The organism is Ferrovibrio terrae (assembly GCF_943372915.1).
In the GTDB taxonomy this organism is placed as follows: Bacteria; Pseudomonadota; Alphaproteobacteria; order Ferrovibrionales; family Ferrovibrionaceae; genus Ferrovibrio; species Ferrovibrio terrae_A.
Genome location: NZ_CALSAN010000011.1, coordinates 106103 through 122462, shown reverse-complemented (window position 1 = coordinate 122462; position 16360 = coordinate 106103). Strand labels below are relative to the sequence as shown.

Sequence of the window (16360 nt, the reverse complement as noted above, 5' to 3'; positions counted from 1 at the left end):
GGCGATGAGAGGGCAGAGACATGGTGAAGGCAAAATCGAAAACCACGAAGGCCAAACCGCCCCATGGCGGGAAAATCACCGCGGGGCGCACTGAGCCCCATCGTCCGATCGTATCCTCGGCCCATCTCGCCACCAACAAGCTGATGGAGCTGAGCGAGTTCGAATTCGCCCTGATGATGGCCGGCAATGCCTTCAACCGCTGGGTTGTGCGCTGCATGAATGCCGCCGGCCTGCATGATCTTGCCAGTCTGGACGTGCTGGTGCTGCATAGCGTGAACCATCGCGAGCGTTCCAAGCGATTGGCCGATATCTGCCTTGTGCTGGATATCGAAGACACCCACACAGTGAATTACGCCATGAAAAAGCTGGTGCGGCTGGATCTGGTTGCCGGCGAGAAGCGCGGCAAGGAAATCTTCTACAGCACGACCCAGATCGGCCGCGACTATTGCATCGAATACCGCAAGATCCGCGACCAGCTGCTGGTCGATGCCATGGCCCTGATCGGCCAACCGCATGTCGACCTCTCCCGCCTGGCCGACCTGATGCGGGCCCTGTCGGGTATCTACGATCAGGCCGCCCGCGCCGCTGCCTCGCTCTGACTCTTTCCGCACAAATTCCGGGCGCACTGCCGTTTCCCGCGGCACAAGCGCAGATCATTCGCGCTACAATGATGTTTTGATGATTTTACGTTGACAATTTATCAACGTTTCGACATCGTCTGCCGCGCCGGCCAGACCGGCACAGGGAAAACAACAGCGGCCGACACGGTCAGGCTGCATAGCGGGGATATGATGATGCAGGTGAAATCCGTTCTGGCCGCGCTCGCGGTCGTTTTGGCGGCGGTGCCCGCGGTGGCGCAGACCAAATGGGATCTGCCCGCGGCCTATCCGGTAAACAATTTCCACAGCAAGAATCTGGCAGCCTTTGCCGAAGACGCGAAGAAGCTATCCGGCGGCAAGCTGGATATCACCGTGCATGCCAACGCCTCGCTGTTCAAGGCGACCGAGATCAAGCGCGCAGTGCAGACCGGCCAGGTGCAGATCGGCGAGGTTCTGATGTCAAACATCGAGAACGAGACGGCGATCTTCGGGCTCGATACCGTGCCTTTCCTTGCCACCTCCTTTGCCGAGGCGAAGAAACTCTACGCAGCGCAGAAACCGGTGGTGGCGCGTAAGCTGGATGCCCAGGGCATGATGCTGCTTTACACCGTGCCGTGGCCGCCGCAGGGACTGTTTGCCGCAAAGGAAATCAATGCCGTCGAAGATCTGAAAGGCACCAAGTTCCGCGCCTACAACCCGGCAACCTCACGCATCGCCGAGCTGGTGGGCGCCCAGCCGGTAACCATCCAGGCTGCCGAACTGGCCCAGGCGCTGGCCACCGGCGTGGTCACCACCTTCGTCACCTCAGCCTCGACCGGCCGTGATGCCAAAGTGTGGGAAAGCCTGAAGTACTTCTACGATGTGCAGAGCTGGCTGCCGAAGAACATGGTGTTCGTCGGCAAGGATTCGCTGAAGAAGCTCGATCCGGCCACACAGAAGGCCCTGCTCGATGCCGCCGCCGCCGCCGAGACTCGCGGCTGGGAAATGGCAACAGAAGAAACTGAAGCTGCCAAGGCTGCGCTGATCAAGGGCGGCATGCAGGTGTTGCCGCCGTCTCCGGCCCTGCAGTCCAGTCTGAAGAAGATCGGCAACACGCTGGCAGAAGAGTGGCTCAAAAAGGCCGGCGCGGATGGCGAGGAAGCCATCAAAGCCTACAAGGCGATGTAAGACCTGGTAACGGGCGGCGACAACGCCGCCCGTTATTTCATGCTGCCGCCGGCAAGCCGGCGTTTCCTGTATCGGGGGATACTCTTATGCGTGCTCTGCTCGCCTCGCTATACCGCGTCTGCGGATGGCTCGCCGGCCTGTCTATGATCGCCATGCTCGGCTGTATCCTGCTCAGTATCCTGGGCCGTCAGCTAGACTTCTATATCCGCGGCATCGACTCATATGCCGGCTATTTCATGGCCGCCGCATCCTTCCTAGCACTGGCCAACACGTTCGTGCATGGCGACCACATCCGCGTCACGCTGATCTTGAATCGCCTGGGTGAGAAGAAGCGGCGGATTCTCGAGGTCTGGTGCGTACTGCTTGCCATAGCCATCAGCGGCGCCTTGGCCTTCTTCAGTGCAAAAATGGTTTGGTGGTCATTCGCATTCCATGACATTTCATCAGCCAATGACGCAACACCCCTGTGGCTTCCGCAACTTGGCATGGCCGTGGGCACAACTGTGCTGGTGCTTGCCTATATCGAGGAGCTCGTCCTGGTCCTGCGCGGCGAACGCCCACGGACCGATCTCTCCGAAATAGCCCATACGGAATAAATCACCATGGAACAGCTCCTGATCGCCGGCTTCCTGATTGCCGCATTGTTTGCCTTGTTTGCTGCCGGCTTATGGATTGGGCTCGGCCTGCTAAGTTGCGGCTGGATCGCCATGGCAGTGTTCACCTCGCGCCCGGTTGGCGATGCCATGGTCACCACCATCTGGGGCTCGGCCTCCAGCTGGACACTGACGGCACTGCCGATGTTCATCTGGATGGGTGAAATCCTGTTCCGCACCAAACTGTCGGAAGACATGTTCCGCGGCCTGGCCCCCTGGATGACGCGGATTCCCGGCCGCCTGCTGCACACCAACGTGATCGGCTGCACCATCTTCGCCGCGGTTTCCGGGTCGTCGGCTGCCACCTGCGCCACCATTGGCAAGATGACGATCCCAGAACTGCGCGCACGTAATTATCCTGAAGACATGATCATCGGCACGCTGGCCGGTGCCGGCACGCTCGGCCTGCTGATTCCGCCGTCGCTGATCATGATCGTCTATGGTGTTGCCGCCGACGTCTCGATCGCCAAGCTGTTCATTGCCGGCGTAATTCCCGGCATCCTGCTGGCCGGCCTGTTCATGGGCTACATCATCATCTGGGCCTGGCTCAATCCGAACAAGGTGCCGCAGCCAACGGAAACCCTGAGCTTTGGACAGAAGCTTTGGGCCTCGCGGCATCTGTTGCCCACCGTGAGCCTGATCGTTGCCGTGCTGGGGTCGATCTATGTCGGCCTCGCCACTGCCACCGAGGCCGCCGGCCTGGGCGTCGTCGGCGCCCTGATCGTGGCCTGGACGCAAGGCAGCCTGAACAGACAGACCTTTCTTGACAGCCTGATGGGGGCGACACGGCTCAGCTGCATGATTGCGCTCATCCTTTCGGGGGCCGCCTTCCTGACGCTGGCCATGGGCTTTACCGGCCTGCCGCGCCATCTGGCCGATTGGATCGATCAGCTTGGCCTGTCTGCCGGTGCGCTGATCGTGGTGCTGATGGTGTTCTATATTATTCTCGGTTGTTTCCTGGATGGCATTTCGATGGTGGTGCTGACCATGGCCGTGGTGTTACCGATGATCGAACGTCTCGGCATAGACCTGGTCTGGTTTGGCATCTTCATCGTGCTGGTGGTGGAAATGGCCCAGATCACCCCGCCGGTCGGCTTTAATCTGTTTGTGCTGCAGGGCATGACCGGGCACCAGATCACCTATATCGCCAAGGTGGCATTCCCGCTGTTCCTGCTGATGTGCGTGGCGGTCGCCCTGATGGTCTTCTTCCCCGGCCTGGCCACCTGGCTGCCCACCCAGATGATCGGGCAATAAGAGGTTGCCGCCCGGGGCGTGACGAGTCTGCCCCGGCCATTATACGATACGGAAAACCCCGGAGTTCGCTGCGATGTCCCAGTCTGTTGAAACCATGCCCCCCCAGAGCCAGTGGGAATTCTGGATCGATCGCGGCGGCACATTTACCGATATCGTCGGCCGCAAGCCGGGTGGTGAGATCGTCACCCACAAGCTGCTGTCGGAAAACCCGGAGCGTTACAAGGATGCCGCCGTGCAGGGCATCCGTGATCTGCTGGGCCTGAAACCCGGCGACGCGCTGCCCAAGGGCAAGATCGCCGCCGTCAAGATGGGCACCACGGTCGCGACCAACGCGCTGCTCGAGCGCAAGGGCGACCGCGTGCTGCTGCTGGTTTCGCAAGGCTTCGCCGATCAGCTGCGCATCGGCTACCAGACCCGGCCGAATCTCTTCGCCCTGCATATCCAGCTGCCCGAGATGCTGTATGAGCGCGTGGTGGAAATCCCTGAGCGCGTGCGCAACGACGGCAGCATCGAGACCCCGCTGGATTTGAAAGCCGCCGAGACAGCCCTGAAGGCGGCCTTTGCCGATGGCATCCGCAGCGTCGCCGTGCTGTTCATGCATGGTTACCGCTATACCGATCATGAGGCGAAAGTCGCGGCCCTTGCGAAGAAGCTCGGCTTCACGCAGGTTTCGGCCAGCCACCAGGTCTCGCCGCTGATCAAGTTCGTCAGCCGTGGCGACACCACGGTGGTCGATGCCTATGTCTCGCCGATCCTGCGCCGCTATGTCGACCAGGTGGGCAGCGAGCTGGATGCGGCCAACACAGCACTGCGGCTGATGTTCATGCAATCCAACGGTGGCCTCGCCGATGCCAACTTCTTCCAGGGCAAGGACAGCATCCTGTCCGGCCCGGCCGGCGGCGTGGTCGGCCTGGTGGAAACCTCGACCCGGGCCGGCTTCCAGAAGGTGATCGGCTTCGACATGGGTGGCACCTCCACCGATGTGAGCCATTATGCCGGCGAATACGAACGCGCTTTCGAGACCATGGTGGCCGGCGTGCGCATGCGTGCGCCAATGATGATGATCAATACCGTGGCGGCCGGCGGCGGTTCGATCCTGCATTTCGATGGCGCGCGCTATCGCGTGGGGCCGGATTCTGCCGGCGCCAATCCCGGCCCGGCCTGCTATCGCCGCGGCGGGCCGCTGGCGGTGACCGACTGCAACGTGGTGCTGGGCAAGCTGCAGCCCGATTTCTTCCCCGCCGTCTTCGGCCCCAATGGCGACCAGCCGCTGGATGCCGACGTCGTCAAGACCAAGTTCGCCGAGCTGCAGGCCCGCGTGAAGGCCGAGAGTGGCGATACGCGCAGCATCGAGGAGATGGCCGAGGGCTTCCTCGCCATTGCCGTCGAGAACATGGCCAACGCGATCAAGAAGATTTCCGTGGCGCGCGGCTATGACGTAACCAAATACGTGCTGTCCAGCTTCGGCGGCGCCGGCGGCCAGCATGCCTGCCTGGTGGCCGATGCACTCGGCATGACCGAAGTGCTGCTGCATCCACTGGCCGGTGTGCTGTCAGCCTATGGCATGGGCCTGGCCGACCAGCGCGTGCTGAAGGAAAAGTCGGCAGAAGTGACGCTGGACGCTGCCGCCCTGCCCGGCCTGTCGAAGGCGCTGGATGCGCTGGCGGCGGAGTCCCATGCCGAGATGCTGCGCCAGGGTGTGGCACCGGAGAAAATCACGGTGATCCGCAAGCTGCATGTGCGCTATGGCGGCTCCGACTCTGCCTTGGAAGTCGAGTTCGGCACGCTGGCACAGATCAAGGCCGCTTTCGAGGCCGCGCATCGCCAGCGCTTCGGCTTCATCAGCCCGGAAAAGGCACTGATCGCCGGTTCCGTGGCGGTGGAAGTGGTCGGCCAGGGCGAACGCGCGCCCGATGCGGTGGAAAAGATCGTCGATCCGCGCGCGCAGGATGCCATCCCGGTGCTGGCCCGGCGCAAGGCCTATATGGCCAGCAGCTGGCGCGACACGCCGGTCTATGACCGCGCCGCCTTGCGGCCGGGCGAGACCATCAAGGGGCCGGCCATCGTGATCGAGCCGACCAGCACCATCGTGCTGGAACCCGGCTGGCAGGCAAAGCTGACCGAGCGCCGCGACCTGGTGCTGAAGCGCGTGGAGGCCCTGCCCGAGCGCCGGGCCATCGGCACCTCTGTCGATCCGGTGATGCTGGAAATCTTCAACAACCTGTTCATGTCGATCGCCGAGCAGATGGGCAGCGTGCTGGAGAAGACCGCCTATTCGGTCAACATCAAGGAGCGCCTCGATTTCTCCTGCGCCATTTTCGATCTGGATGGCGAGCTGATCGCCAATGCGCCGCATATGCCGGTGCATCTGGGATCGATGTCGGAAAGCATCAAGACCGTGATGCGCAAGCGTGCCGGCCAGATGAAGCCCGGCGATGTCTATGTGCTGAACGCGCCGTATGCCGGCGGCACGCATCTGCCCGATGTCACCGTCATCACGCCCGTGTTCGACAAGGCCGGCCAGGAGGTGCTGTTCTATCTGGGCAGCCGTGGCCACCATGCCGATATCGGCGGCACCACGCCCGGCTCGATGCCGCCGGACAGCCGCACCGTGGAAGATGAAGGCGTGCTGCTGGACAACGTGCTGCTGGTCGATGGCGGCCGCATGCTGGAAGACGAGATGGTTGCCATCCTGAAATCCGGCAAATACCCCTCGCGCAACCCGGCACAGAATATCGCCGACCTGAAGGCACAGATCGCTTCCTGCGAGAAGGGTGCGCAGGAGCTGCGCAAGATGGTCGACCAGTTCGGCCTCGATGTCGTGCGCGCCTATATGAACCATGTACAGGACAATGCGGAAGAATCCGTGCGCCGGGTGATCAGCCGCCTGAAGGACGGCGAATTCACCTATCCGATGGACGATGGCTTCGAGATCAAGGTGAAGGTGACGGTCAACCACAAGGACCGCACCGCCAAGATCGACTTCACCGGTACATCCGGCCAGCATCCGACCAACTACAATGCGCCGACCGCGGTTTGCGTCGCCGCCGTGCTCTATGCCTTCCGCTGCCTGGTGGATTCCGACATTCCGCTGAACGGCGGCTGCCTCAAGCCGCTGGAAATCATCATTCCGAAGAACTCGATGCTCGACCCGGTCTACCCGGCGGCCACGGTGGCCGGCAATGTCGAGACCAGCCAGTGCATCACCGACACCATCTTCGGGGCGCTCGGCGTGATGGCGGCGGCGCAAGGCACGATGAACAATTTCACCTTCGGCAATAACGAGTACCAGTATTACGAGACCATCTGCGGCGGCAGCGGCGCCGGCCCGGATTTCGACGGCTGCGACGCCGTGCATACGCATATGACCAATGCCCGCCTGACCGATCCCGAGGTGCTGGAATTCCGCTTCCCGGTGCTGCTGGAAAGCTTCCGCATCCGGCGCGGCTCTGGCGGCAAGGGCAAACACCGGGGCGGCGATGGCACCATCCGCCGCATGCGCTTCCTCACGCCCATGGTGGCCACGCTGCTGTCGTCGCACCGCACCGTACCACCCTTTGGTCTTGATGGCGGCGGCACCGGCGAGACCGGGCGGCAATGGGTGGAGCGCACCTCCGGCGCCAAGGAGCCGATGGAGGGCCGCTGCTCGACGCCGATGCAGCCGGGCGATGTCTTTGTCATCTCCACGCCGTCTGGCGGCGGCTTCGGCAAGGCGGTCGACCTGAAGCAGGCGGCGGAATAATCGCCGCCCTCGGATCGGGCCGTTTGCTGTAAGCTGCGGCCCGATGCGGATTCGATTCTGTACCTTCGCGCCGGCAGCGACGCTCGCCAGCGGCCATAGCGATCTGGCCAGCCTGCGCTATCGCGCCCTGCTGCCGACCGCCGCCTTGCGCGCCGCCGGCCATGACGCTGCCGTGCTCGGCCTTGAGCAATGGGCGCAGCCGACGGCAGACCTGATCGATGCCGATGCGGTGATCCTGACTCAGCCCAAGGAAGGCGTGCTGCTGCAGCCGGCCCATATCCAGGCCATCGGCGCGCTCGGCGCCGCACTCGGCAACCGTCTGATCGTCGATGTCTGCGATCTCAAGCTGGGTGAGGATTTCATCGGCTATATTGCCCAGCAGCGTGGCGCCGACCTTGCGGCTGGCTGCCGCAGCTTCTATCCCGCCCTGCTGGGCCGTGCCGGCCATATCGTCGCCGCCTCTGCCGCGCTGACGACGCAATTACGCGACCATCTGCCGGATGCCGGGATCAGCGTGATCGGCGATGTGGTGGAAGTCGCCGCCGACACCGTGCGTTTTGCTCCGGGTGAAACGCTCAGCCTGCTGTGGTTCGGCTTCTTCGGCGCCCATGCCGCCGCCCTGCACCGCTTCTGCGGTGAAGATCTGCCGGCGCTGGCGTCTCGGCATCCCGTGCGCCTGACGCTGCTCTGCGAACCACTCGGCGTGCCGCTGCTCGAGACCCTGCGCGGCAAGGCCATGCCGGCGGAGATCGCCGCCCTGCCCTGGTCGGTGCCGGCGCTGCAATCTGCATTGGCGGCCTGCGATGCCGTCGTGCTGCCGTTTGACCATGGCAATGCCCTGGTGCGCGGCAAAAGCACCAACCGCGCCCTGCAGGCACTGCAGGCCGGGCGAGCGGTCTTCGCCCACCCGCTGGAGAGCTATCGCGAACTGGCGCCGTATATCGCGCTGGCAGAATCGCTGCCGCAGGCTGTGATGGCCGGCCTGGCCGATCCGGCTGCCGTGATCGAGCGTACCCTGGCCGGCCAGGCGCATGTCGCCACCCATTACAGCCCGGCGGCCATCGCCCGGCTCTGGCTGGCTGTGGCCGGCTGAAAATCGCCACCAATCCTGCCGCAATTCTGCCACAGGCCTCTGGCTAAAAAGATTCATCGCCTCCGGTGTCATATTCGGGAAGAGGGATCTTGGCCTGTCGCATCCGATCCAGCGCCGTTTTTCTGTGTGCGCTTGCCGGCCTGCTGACGGCATTGACGTCGCCGGATATCAGCGCACAATCCCGGCTGCCGCCCTGCCCGATGATTATCACCCCGGCCGATGCCGGCTATTGCCAGGTCATCCCGGTCCTGCCCGATGTGGAGAGCCTGCCCGAGACCCTGCGCAGCGACCTGGCGCTGCTCGCCTACAACCCCGATGAGGGCAATTATCTGCTGACACGCCAGCCACTGTTTGCGCCCGGCGATGTCAGCCTGCTGAGCCGCCGTTTCGACACGTTGCCGCAGATCGACACCGACAGCGACAAGATGACCGTCTACAGCGAGCGCGATGCGGCCCCGGGCGCGCTGCAGAAAGCCTATGATGTGCCGTTTTTCGACGGACTGGCGCTGAGCAACGACAGTGCCATCAGCCAGAGCGGCAGCAGCGACAACGAAAACCGCTCGGCCCGCAGCAAATTCGGCCTCGCCTACGAGGAATACGGCCTCACCTTCAAGGTCGATCCAGATGCCGCCGCCAACTGGAGCGATCTGGCCGGCAGCAGCAGCCGGCGCTTTGGCATCGACAATTCCGTATCCGCCATGATCGCGCATGACCTGACCCTGACGCTGTCGACCGGTTATACGACCGAGTCCTCGCCCGGCAATCCGCTGTCGGCCAGCAGCAACGAGCGCCACCGGATCGCCGTCGCCCAGCATTTCGCCAGCGGCTACAGACTCGGCGCCTCGGCGCAGCGCCGCAACGAATACACCTATGGCACCGAGCGCGATCTCAACATCCTCGGCCTGCAGCTCGGCGTGCCGCTGGGCGAATCCCTCAACCTGACCGCCAGCCACGAATTCGGCCTTGGCGAGAAACGCGACCTCAATACCCGCAACGCCGTGCCGCTCTATGGCCGCCGGCAGAATCTGGACCTGCAACTGCACTGGACACCGGCAGCGCTGGCCAGCCGCGCCATGACCCTGATGGCCGGCTATACGGTGACGCAGGATGACATGGCCGGCACGGCAGATCCCTATCTCACCCAGGCCCGCCTCAATCTGGCGATGCGGTTCTGAACCGGCGTTTCAGGCCCCTCCCCTTACGGCAGTCTTTCCAAGCGCCGGCAGGCTGCTAGACTCCGGCCCAGGGAGAAACGCCATGACGGATACCGTATTCGATGTCCTCAACCAGCCGCCGGCGCTGGAGGATTACAATCTGTTCACGACCGATCATGCCCTGATGCAGGCGACCGAGCTCAACGGCGCCGACTGGGCGAAGGACCGCCTCACCGTCTATGGCAGCCGGCTGGGCGATGCCGAGACCATCGAGCAGGGCCGGCTGGCTCATAAAAATCCGCCGCAACTGAAACTGTTCGACCGCTTCGGCCACCGGCTTGACGAGGTTGAATTCCATCCGGCCTGGCACAGCATCATGGCGCTGATCATCGGTGAAGGCCTGCATTCGGCGCCCTGGGCCGAGCCCAAGCCGGGTGCCCATGTGGCACGTGCCGCCGCCTATATCATGCATGCGCAGATCGAGCCGGGCAGCCAGTGCCCCACCACGATGACCTATGGCAGCGTGCCGGCGATCCGCAAGGACAAGCATCTGGCCGAAACCTGGCTGCCGAAGATCTATTCGCGCCAGTATGACGGCAGCAATCGGCCGGTGACGCAGAAGACCGGCGCCCTGATCGGCATGGGCATGACCGAAAAGCAGGGCGGCTCGGATGTGCGCAGCAACACAACCGTCGCAAAGCCCGTCGGTGCCGGCGGGCCAGGCGAGGAATACATCATCAACGGCCATAAATGGTTTTTCTCCTGCCCGCAGAATGACGCGCATCTGGTGCTGGCACAGTCGCCCCATGGCCTGAGCTGCTTCTTCGTGCCGCGCTGGCTGCCCGACGGAACCAAGAATGCCGTGCAGGTACAGCGCCTGAAGGACAAGGTCGGCAACAAGTCGAATGCTTCCTCCGAGGTGGAATTCCACAATGCCCATGGCTGGCTGCTGGGGGAGGAAGGCCGCGGCGTGCCCACGATCATTGAAATGGGCACCTATACGCGGCTCGACTGCGCGCTGGGTTCGACCGGGCTGCTGCGCGGTGCCGTCGCGCAGGCGCTGCATCACGTGGCGCACCGCCGCGCCTTCCAGCGTCACCTGATCGACCAGCCGCTGATGACCAATGTGGTGGCCGACCTGGCGATTGAATCCGAGGCTGCCACTGCACTGGCGCTGCGGCTGGCGCGCGCGTTTGACCGCGCGGAAGACGATCCGGTGGAAGCTGCTTTCCGCCGCCTGTGCACGCCGGCAGTCAAATACTGGATCTGCAAGCGCGCACCCAATGCCGTGGTCGAAGCCATGGAGGTGCATGGCGGCAACGGCTATGTCGATGAGGGCCCGCTCGGCATGCTGTACAAGGAAATCCCGCTCAATTCGATCTGGGAGGGTTCGGGCAATGTGATGTGCCTGGATGTGCTGCGCGCGATGCAGAAAAGCCCGGACGGGCTGGAGGCCTATTTCGCCGACCTGATCCCGGCGCGCGGCAACGACAAGCGGCTGGATGCGGCGATCAACGACCTGAAGACCGAATTCGCCGATCTGAGCGAGATCGAGCATCGCGCGCGGCGCGTGGTGGAGAAGATGATGGTGACGCTGCAGGGCGCCCTGCTGGTGCGCCATTCCAGTGCTGCCGTGGCCGATGCCTTCTGCGCCTCGCGGCTCGGTGGCGACTGGGGCCATGCCTTCGGCACCTTGCCGAAAGGCGTCGACACCCGCGCCATCGCCGACCGGGCGCTGCCGGTTTAGGTCGCCTCCACCGGCATGCGGACCTTGAGCGCCTGCGGCGCCACGGCGTAGCGGATCGGGCCTTTCAGCATGTCGATCTCGCCATCATTGGCGACCGGCTTGGTGCGGGAAAAATCGATCTGCAAATTATGCGCCTTGATCACCTGCAGTGACGGATCGTTCTGCAACGTCCCGAGGAACAGCTTGGCCAACTGGCTGGCCGAACCAAGCCAGGTTTTCTCATGGCTGACATAGATGGTGAGTTCGCCGCTTTGCAGATCGGCGCGGTTGAACAGTCGGCCGGCATTGAATTCGTAGCTGCCCACCGCCACCACAATGGCCGGCGACAGGATTTCTGAGCGCTGGCCATGATGGTCGATGGTGATTTCCATCATGCGGTGGCGGCGCACCGCGCGCCAGGCCGACCGTATCATGGCCGGCCATTTGGTCAGGCCGAACAGGCGCTGGCGTCGCTCGCGATCCACCACCATTTCCGGGTAAAGGCCCAGCGCCGACTTGTTGAGGAACAGGCTCTGGTTCACCCGTCCGACATCGATGGCGGCCACGCTGGCGGCGCACAGCGCGGCCACGGCATTTTCGATTTCCAGCGGAATGTTCAGATCGCGCGCCAGCAGGTTCATGGTGCCGAGCGGCAGCACACCCAGCACGATATCGCGCTTCATGGCCAACTCCGCAGCCGTTCGCAACGTGCCATCGCCACCCCCGACCCACACTTCCGTGCTACCCCGTGCGGCAGCAGTCAGCGCCTTCGGCAACTGTGCCGGTGCTACCAGTTGCACATCGACATCGGGCTGGCCGGCCTTGGCCGCCGCCGTGTGGATCAGCTCGCGCAGCGCCGCGGCGCCATACTGGCGCGCCGTGCCGGATTCGGCGTTGATGACAATGGATGTGGTCATGGGGCGGTGGTCATGGGTTACCAGGGCAGCAGGATCGAGAGGTCCGCGCCGGCCCGAAACAGGCCGATCCCAAGTGTAACGAACAAGGCCGTACTGGCGATCCCGACAAAATGCCCGGCCAGCGCACCGAGGCCGTCACGGGTCAGCAGGCCAAGCGCGATCAGCACGATACCGAAGGCGAAGGGCAGATTGCCGAAAGGCAGGGGCAGCGCCAGGCCGATACCCTGGATCAGAATGGCGACGGCGGCGACGGCAACGCCCAGGCCACTCACCACCCAGGTCAGGCGCGGGCGGAACAGCCGCTCCAGCCGGCGCACGAAGGGGATGGCAAAGCGCATGAACCGGTGCAGCAGCCCGGCCGACAGGCGCCGACGGCCCAGCAGGCCGGGGATCGGCGGATTGTTCGGGCGCAGCAGCAGGCCGACAGCAACACAGATGACCAGCGAGCCGGTGATCAGGCCGAGCGGCAACCCCGGCGATGGGACGAACCCCAGCAGTCCCAGAAACAGCAGCAACAGCGGCGTGGATCTCTGAGCCATCACCTCGCCGGCCGCCGCCACCGTCATGCCATCATGGCGACCATGCCGGCGCAGGCGGGCAAGATCACTCGCGATGCTGGAACGGCGCGGCGGGGAGGACGGCATTTCGGCGCAGTCTGTGTTCATCCCGCGATGATGGGGGGCGAATGGGGCAAAAGCACGGCATGCAGCACCATCAGGGCTCGGCCGCAGCGGCCGGATTCTGCTTTTGCGGGCGGGTCAGCAGCAGCGAGGCCACAATGCCGGTGGCGATCAGGCCGAGCGTGACGCCCAGCGATAAGGCGGCCGGAATCTTGCCGATGATATTGACCAGAAAGATCTTGCCTCCGATGAAGATCAGCACCGCCGCCAGAGCATATTTCAGGTAATGGAACCGGTGAATCATCGCCGCGAGGGCGAAATACAGCGCGCGCAGACCCAGGATGGCGAAAATATTGCTGGTATAGACAATGAACGGGTCCTGCGTGATGGCGAAGATGGCGGGCACGCTGTCTACAGCAAAGACGAGATCCGCAGCCTCGACCAGGATCAGCGCCAAAAACAGCGGCGTAGCCCAGAGGACCGGCTTGCCATCCGTCTCGCGGGGCTGACGCACGAAGAAGTGCTGACCATGCAATCCGGGCGTTACGCGCAGATGACGTTTCAGCAACTTGAGCAGCGGATTGTCGGCCAGATCTTTCGGCTTATCGGAAGCCAGCAGCATCTTGATGCCGGTGAGCACGAGGAAGGCACCAAAGACGTAGAGAATCCAGCTGAACTCACTGACCAGCGCTGCACCAAGGGCAATCATGATGCCGCGCAGCACGATTACGCCCAGAATACCCCAGAACAGCACGCGATGCTGATACTGCCGCGGGATGGCGAAGTAGCCGAAGATCAGGGCGATGACGAAAACATTGTCGAGCGACAGGCTCTTCTCGACGAAGAAGCCGGTATACCAGTCCATACCGGTGGAGCCACCATACTGCCACCAGACCCAGCCGCCGAAGATGCAGGCGATGGCAATATACCCAGCACTCAGGGCGAGGCTTTCGCCGACACCGATATCGCGCTGCTGGCGATGCAGGACACCCAGATCGAAGGCAAGCAGGGTGGCGACAAGCGCCATAAAGGCGCCCCATAGCCAAACCGGCTTGCCGAGAAAATCGTTTGAGACAAAGGCGGTCGAGACCGCGAGGATGCTGTCCATGCTGGCGTTCCGTATCCGGAATATGGCGGCGATGGCATCCGACATCGCTGCCGTCCGGAATGCGGCAACCAGAGGGGCCCGAATGCAAAAGGTGCATTTAGGCGGCAAACAATCCAGATCAAGGGTGGAGCCCGGCGATGGGGCAAAAAAAGAGGCGGACACATGGCCCGCCTCTTCTGCTTTTAACCAGCCCCTCTGCGCTCAGTCGGCTTCGCTGCGGCCTTCGGGGTCGCGGATGGCGCGATAGGTGCTGCTGAGTTTGGCCCGGCGTGAGGCCATGTTCAGCAGTTCGACCGCCACCGAGAAAGCCATGGCGCCGTAAATCATGACCTTGGGGATCTCGACGTCGAAACCTTCGGCCACCAGGGCCATACCGATCATGACGAGGAACGACAGCGCCAGCATGACGACATTCGGGTTCTTCTTGACGAAACGGGCGAGCGGCTCGGCCAGCGCCACCATGATGGCGACCGAAATCAGCACGGCGGCGACCATGATCTCGATCTGACGCGCCAGACCGATGGCGGTGATCACGCTGTCGAGCGAAAAGACGATATCCAGCACCGCAATCTGGCCGATGATCGCCCAGAAGGCAGGATACTTCTTCTGCGGCGCAGGCGCTCCTGCAACCACCGGACCATCTTCCATCTCGTCGCTTTCCTTCGGCGTGACGCGCTCATGGATTTCCATGGTCGCCTTCCAGATCAGGAACAGGCCGCCGAGGATCAGCACCAGGTCGCGACCGGAAATCTCGATATCGAAAACGGTGAACCAGGGCGCCGTGAGCGTGATGAGCCAGGCCGCCGAAAGCAGCAGCATGACGCGGGTGATGACCGCGCCCAGCAGACCGAGCTTGCGGCCCAGCGGCTGCTGATGCTCCGGCAGCCGGCTGGTGAGGATGGTGATGAAGATCAGGTTGTCGACCGCGAGGACGAGTTCGAGGGCAATAAGGCCGGCCAACGCGAGCAGCGCTGCCGGTTCAAGGAAAACCGAGAGGTCCATAATAATACCCTGGGCGGGGGGGCTTTTGCGAAAAGCCGTCCGACATCACTGCCATCCCGTTCATGGCAGCCAGAGGGGCCCGGACGTGGGCTGCAATCTACTCGGAACTGAGGTAATTTCAAGGCGGCAGTATACGGGAATTTTATGTCCCGGGCCTGCCGATGCTCAGTCGGCCGTTCCCGGCACCGGCGCCACAGCCTGGTCCTGCCGCAACTCGCGCCGCGCATGCAGGATCACCTGGGCCGAGCCCCAGAGCGCCAGTGCTGCCATGAAGGCGGCCACGGCCAGATCGGGCCAGGCGCTACCGGTCATGAACACGCCGCTGGCCGCCGCCATCACGGCGAGGTTGCCCAACGCATCGTTGCGGCTGCAGATCCACACTGCGCGCATATTGCTGTCGCCCTTGCGGAAGCGATAGAGCAGCACGGTGACCAGCACATTCACCGCCAGGGCTGCGAAGCCGATCACGCCCATAGTTGCCGCTTCGGGAACCGTGCCACTGAGCGCGTGATTGACGGTCATGGCCGCGACCCAGAGGCCGAATAGCCCCATGGTGATGCCCTTGAGCAGGGCGACGCGGGCGCGCCAGACCAGTGCCATCGACAGCACCGCCAGCGCGAGGCCGTAATTGGCGGCATCGCCCAGGAAATCAGCGGAATCAGCCAGCAGCGATGTTGAACCGGCGCTGAGGCCGCCGCCCAGTTCCACGACAAACATGCCGGCATTCAGCAGCAGCGCGATCCACAGCACCGGACGCGCGGCGTTGCCATGGTCATGATCGTGATCATGGTGATCATGACTGTGATTGTGGTTATGCGCGGGAGAACAGCAGGACGCACCCATGGCTACACCTGATCAGACTGTGGGTTCGAGAGCATCGTCGAGCGCCGCCTCATCCTTGTGCGGCTCGGCAACGTGATCGGCCATGTCAGCCAGCATGTGGCGCACATGGTCGTCGGCGAGATCGTAATAGATCTGCCGGCCACGCCGGATGCCGCGCACCAGCCGCGCCGCCTTCAGCAATCGCAGATGATGGCTGGCGAGCTGCGGCGACAGGCCGGCGGCTTCGGCGGCGGCGGTGGCGGGGCTCGGCCCGGCGCAGAGCGCCACCACCAGACGCAGACGCGAGGGATCGCCCAGCAGCCGGAACATGTCGGCCAGCTGAATCACCTCGGCATCTTCGATATGGCTAATATCAAACATTTCAATATCTATTTAAATGTTTAAGAGTTAAGTGTCAAGCAGTACAATTCCGCCCTCGCCTGCCCCGCCTCCGGGGTCTATGCTGCTCGGATATAACGATAAATCCACAGCCGTTTCGTGAT

General features: G+C 63.3%; 14 protein-coding genes. 8 read left to right on the top strand and 6 right to left on the bottom strand.

Translation table 11 applies throughout. The features are described 5' to 3' along the window. Nucleotides 1-20 precede the first annotated feature (20 nt). From AAG821_RS10125 to AAG821_RS10090, 8 genes are all read left to right on the top strand, one after another. Nucleotides 21-599, top strand: a complete 579-nt coding sequence (locus tag AAG821_RS10125; protein WP_341913170.1) for a winged helix DNA-binding protein — start codon at nucleotides 21-23, stop codon at nucleotides 597-599. 195 nt (nucleotides 600-794) lie between these two features. Continuing rightward, nucleotides 795-1766 (top strand): TRAP transporter substrate-binding protein, encoded by a 972-nt coding sequence (locus AAG821_RS10120; RefSeq protein WP_341913171.1) that lies wholly within the window; start codon nucleotides 795-797, stop codon nucleotides 1764-1766. A gap of 86 nt (nucleotides 1767-1852) precedes the next feature. Next, nucleotides 1853-2362, top strand: coding sequence for a TRAP transporter small permease (locus AAG821_RS10115; protein WP_341913173.1), 510 nt, complete (start codon nucleotides 1853-1855; stop codon nucleotides 2360-2362). Nucleotides 2363-2368: 6 nt separating this feature from the next. Continuing rightward, on the top strand, nucleotides 2369-3673 hold the full coding sequence (locus AAG821_RS10110; protein WP_341913175.1) for a TRAP transporter large permease subunit: 1305 nt from the start codon (nucleotides 2369-2371) through the stop codon (nucleotides 3671-3673). Between the two features lie 73 nt (nucleotides 3674-3746). Next, nucleotides 3747-7415: a hydantoinase B/oxoprolinase family protein gene (locus AAG821_RS10105; RefSeq protein WP_341913177.1), complete on the top strand. Its 3669-nt coding sequence runs from the start codon at nucleotides 3747-3749 to the stop codon at nucleotides 7413-7415. Nucleotides 7416-7458: 43 nt separating this feature from the next. Then, the gene (locus AAG821_RS10100) at nucleotides 7459-8508 is read left to right on the top strand and encodes a hypothetical protein (RefSeq protein ID WP_341913179.1); all 1050 of its coding nucleotides are present in this window, start codon (nucleotides 7459-7461) and stop codon (nucleotides 8506-8508) included. Nucleotides 8509-8708: 200 nt separating this feature from the next. After that, nucleotides 8709-9683 carry a hypothetical protein gene (locus AAG821_RS10095; RefSeq protein WP_341913180.1) on the top strand — a complete coding sequence of 325 codons (975 nt, stop codon included), beginning with the start codon at nucleotides 8709-8711 and terminating at the stop codon, nucleotides 9681-9683. A gap of 82 nt (nucleotides 9684-9765) precedes the next feature. Continuing rightward, entirely contained in the window at nucleotides 9766-11409 is a 1644-nt protein-coding gene (locus AAG821_RS10090; RefSeq protein ID WP_341913182.1) for an isovaleryl-CoA dehydrogenase, read from the top strand. Here AAG821_RS10090 and AAG821_RS10085 read toward each other — a convergent pair. The 6 genes from AAG821_RS10085 to AAG821_RS10060 form a co-directional block, all read right to left on the bottom strand. After that, nucleotides 11406-12305, bottom strand: coding sequence for a diacylglycerol kinase family protein (locus AAG821_RS10085; RefSeq protein ID WP_341913183.1), 900 nt, complete (start codon nucleotides 12303-12305; stop codon nucleotides 11406-11408). The two genes, AAG821_RS10090 and AAG821_RS10085, sit on opposite strands and share 4 nt — an antisense overlap. A 17-nt stretch (nucleotides 12306-12322) precedes the next feature. Continuing rightward, nucleotides 12323-12949 carry an exopolysaccharide biosynthesis protein gene (locus AAG821_RS10080; protein WP_341913186.1) on the bottom strand — a complete coding sequence of 209 codons (627 nt, stop codon included), beginning with the start codon at nucleotides 12947-12949 and terminating at the stop codon, nucleotides 12323-12325. Nucleotides 12950-13019: 70 nt separating this feature from the next. Further along, nucleotides 13020-14033 carry a TerC family protein gene (locus tag AAG821_RS10075; protein ID WP_341913188.1) on the bottom strand — a complete coding sequence of 338 codons (1014 nt, stop codon included), beginning with the start codon at nucleotides 14031-14033 and terminating at the stop codon, nucleotides 13020-13022. A 201-nt stretch (nucleotides 14034-14234) separates the two neighbouring features. Further along, complete coding sequence (locus tag AAG821_RS10070) at nucleotides 14235-15035, bottom strand: TerC family protein (RefSeq protein WP_341913189.1); 801 nt, start codon at nucleotides 15033-15035, stop codon at nucleotides 14235-14237. A 165-nt stretch (nucleotides 15036-15200) separates the two neighbouring features. Beyond that, nucleotides 15201-15878 (bottom strand): cation transporter, encoded by a 678-nt coding sequence (locus tag AAG821_RS10065; protein WP_341913190.1) that lies wholly within the window; start codon nucleotides 15876-15878, stop codon nucleotides 15201-15203. A 12-nt stretch (nucleotides 15879-15890) separates the two neighbouring features. Next, a complete protein-coding gene (locus tag AAG821_RS10060) occupies nucleotides 15891-16238 on the bottom strand; it encodes a metalloregulator ArsR/SmtB family transcription factor (protein WP_341913192.1) in 348 nt (115 codons plus the stop codon). Between the last annotated feature and the right edge of the window lie 122 nt (nucleotides 16239-16360).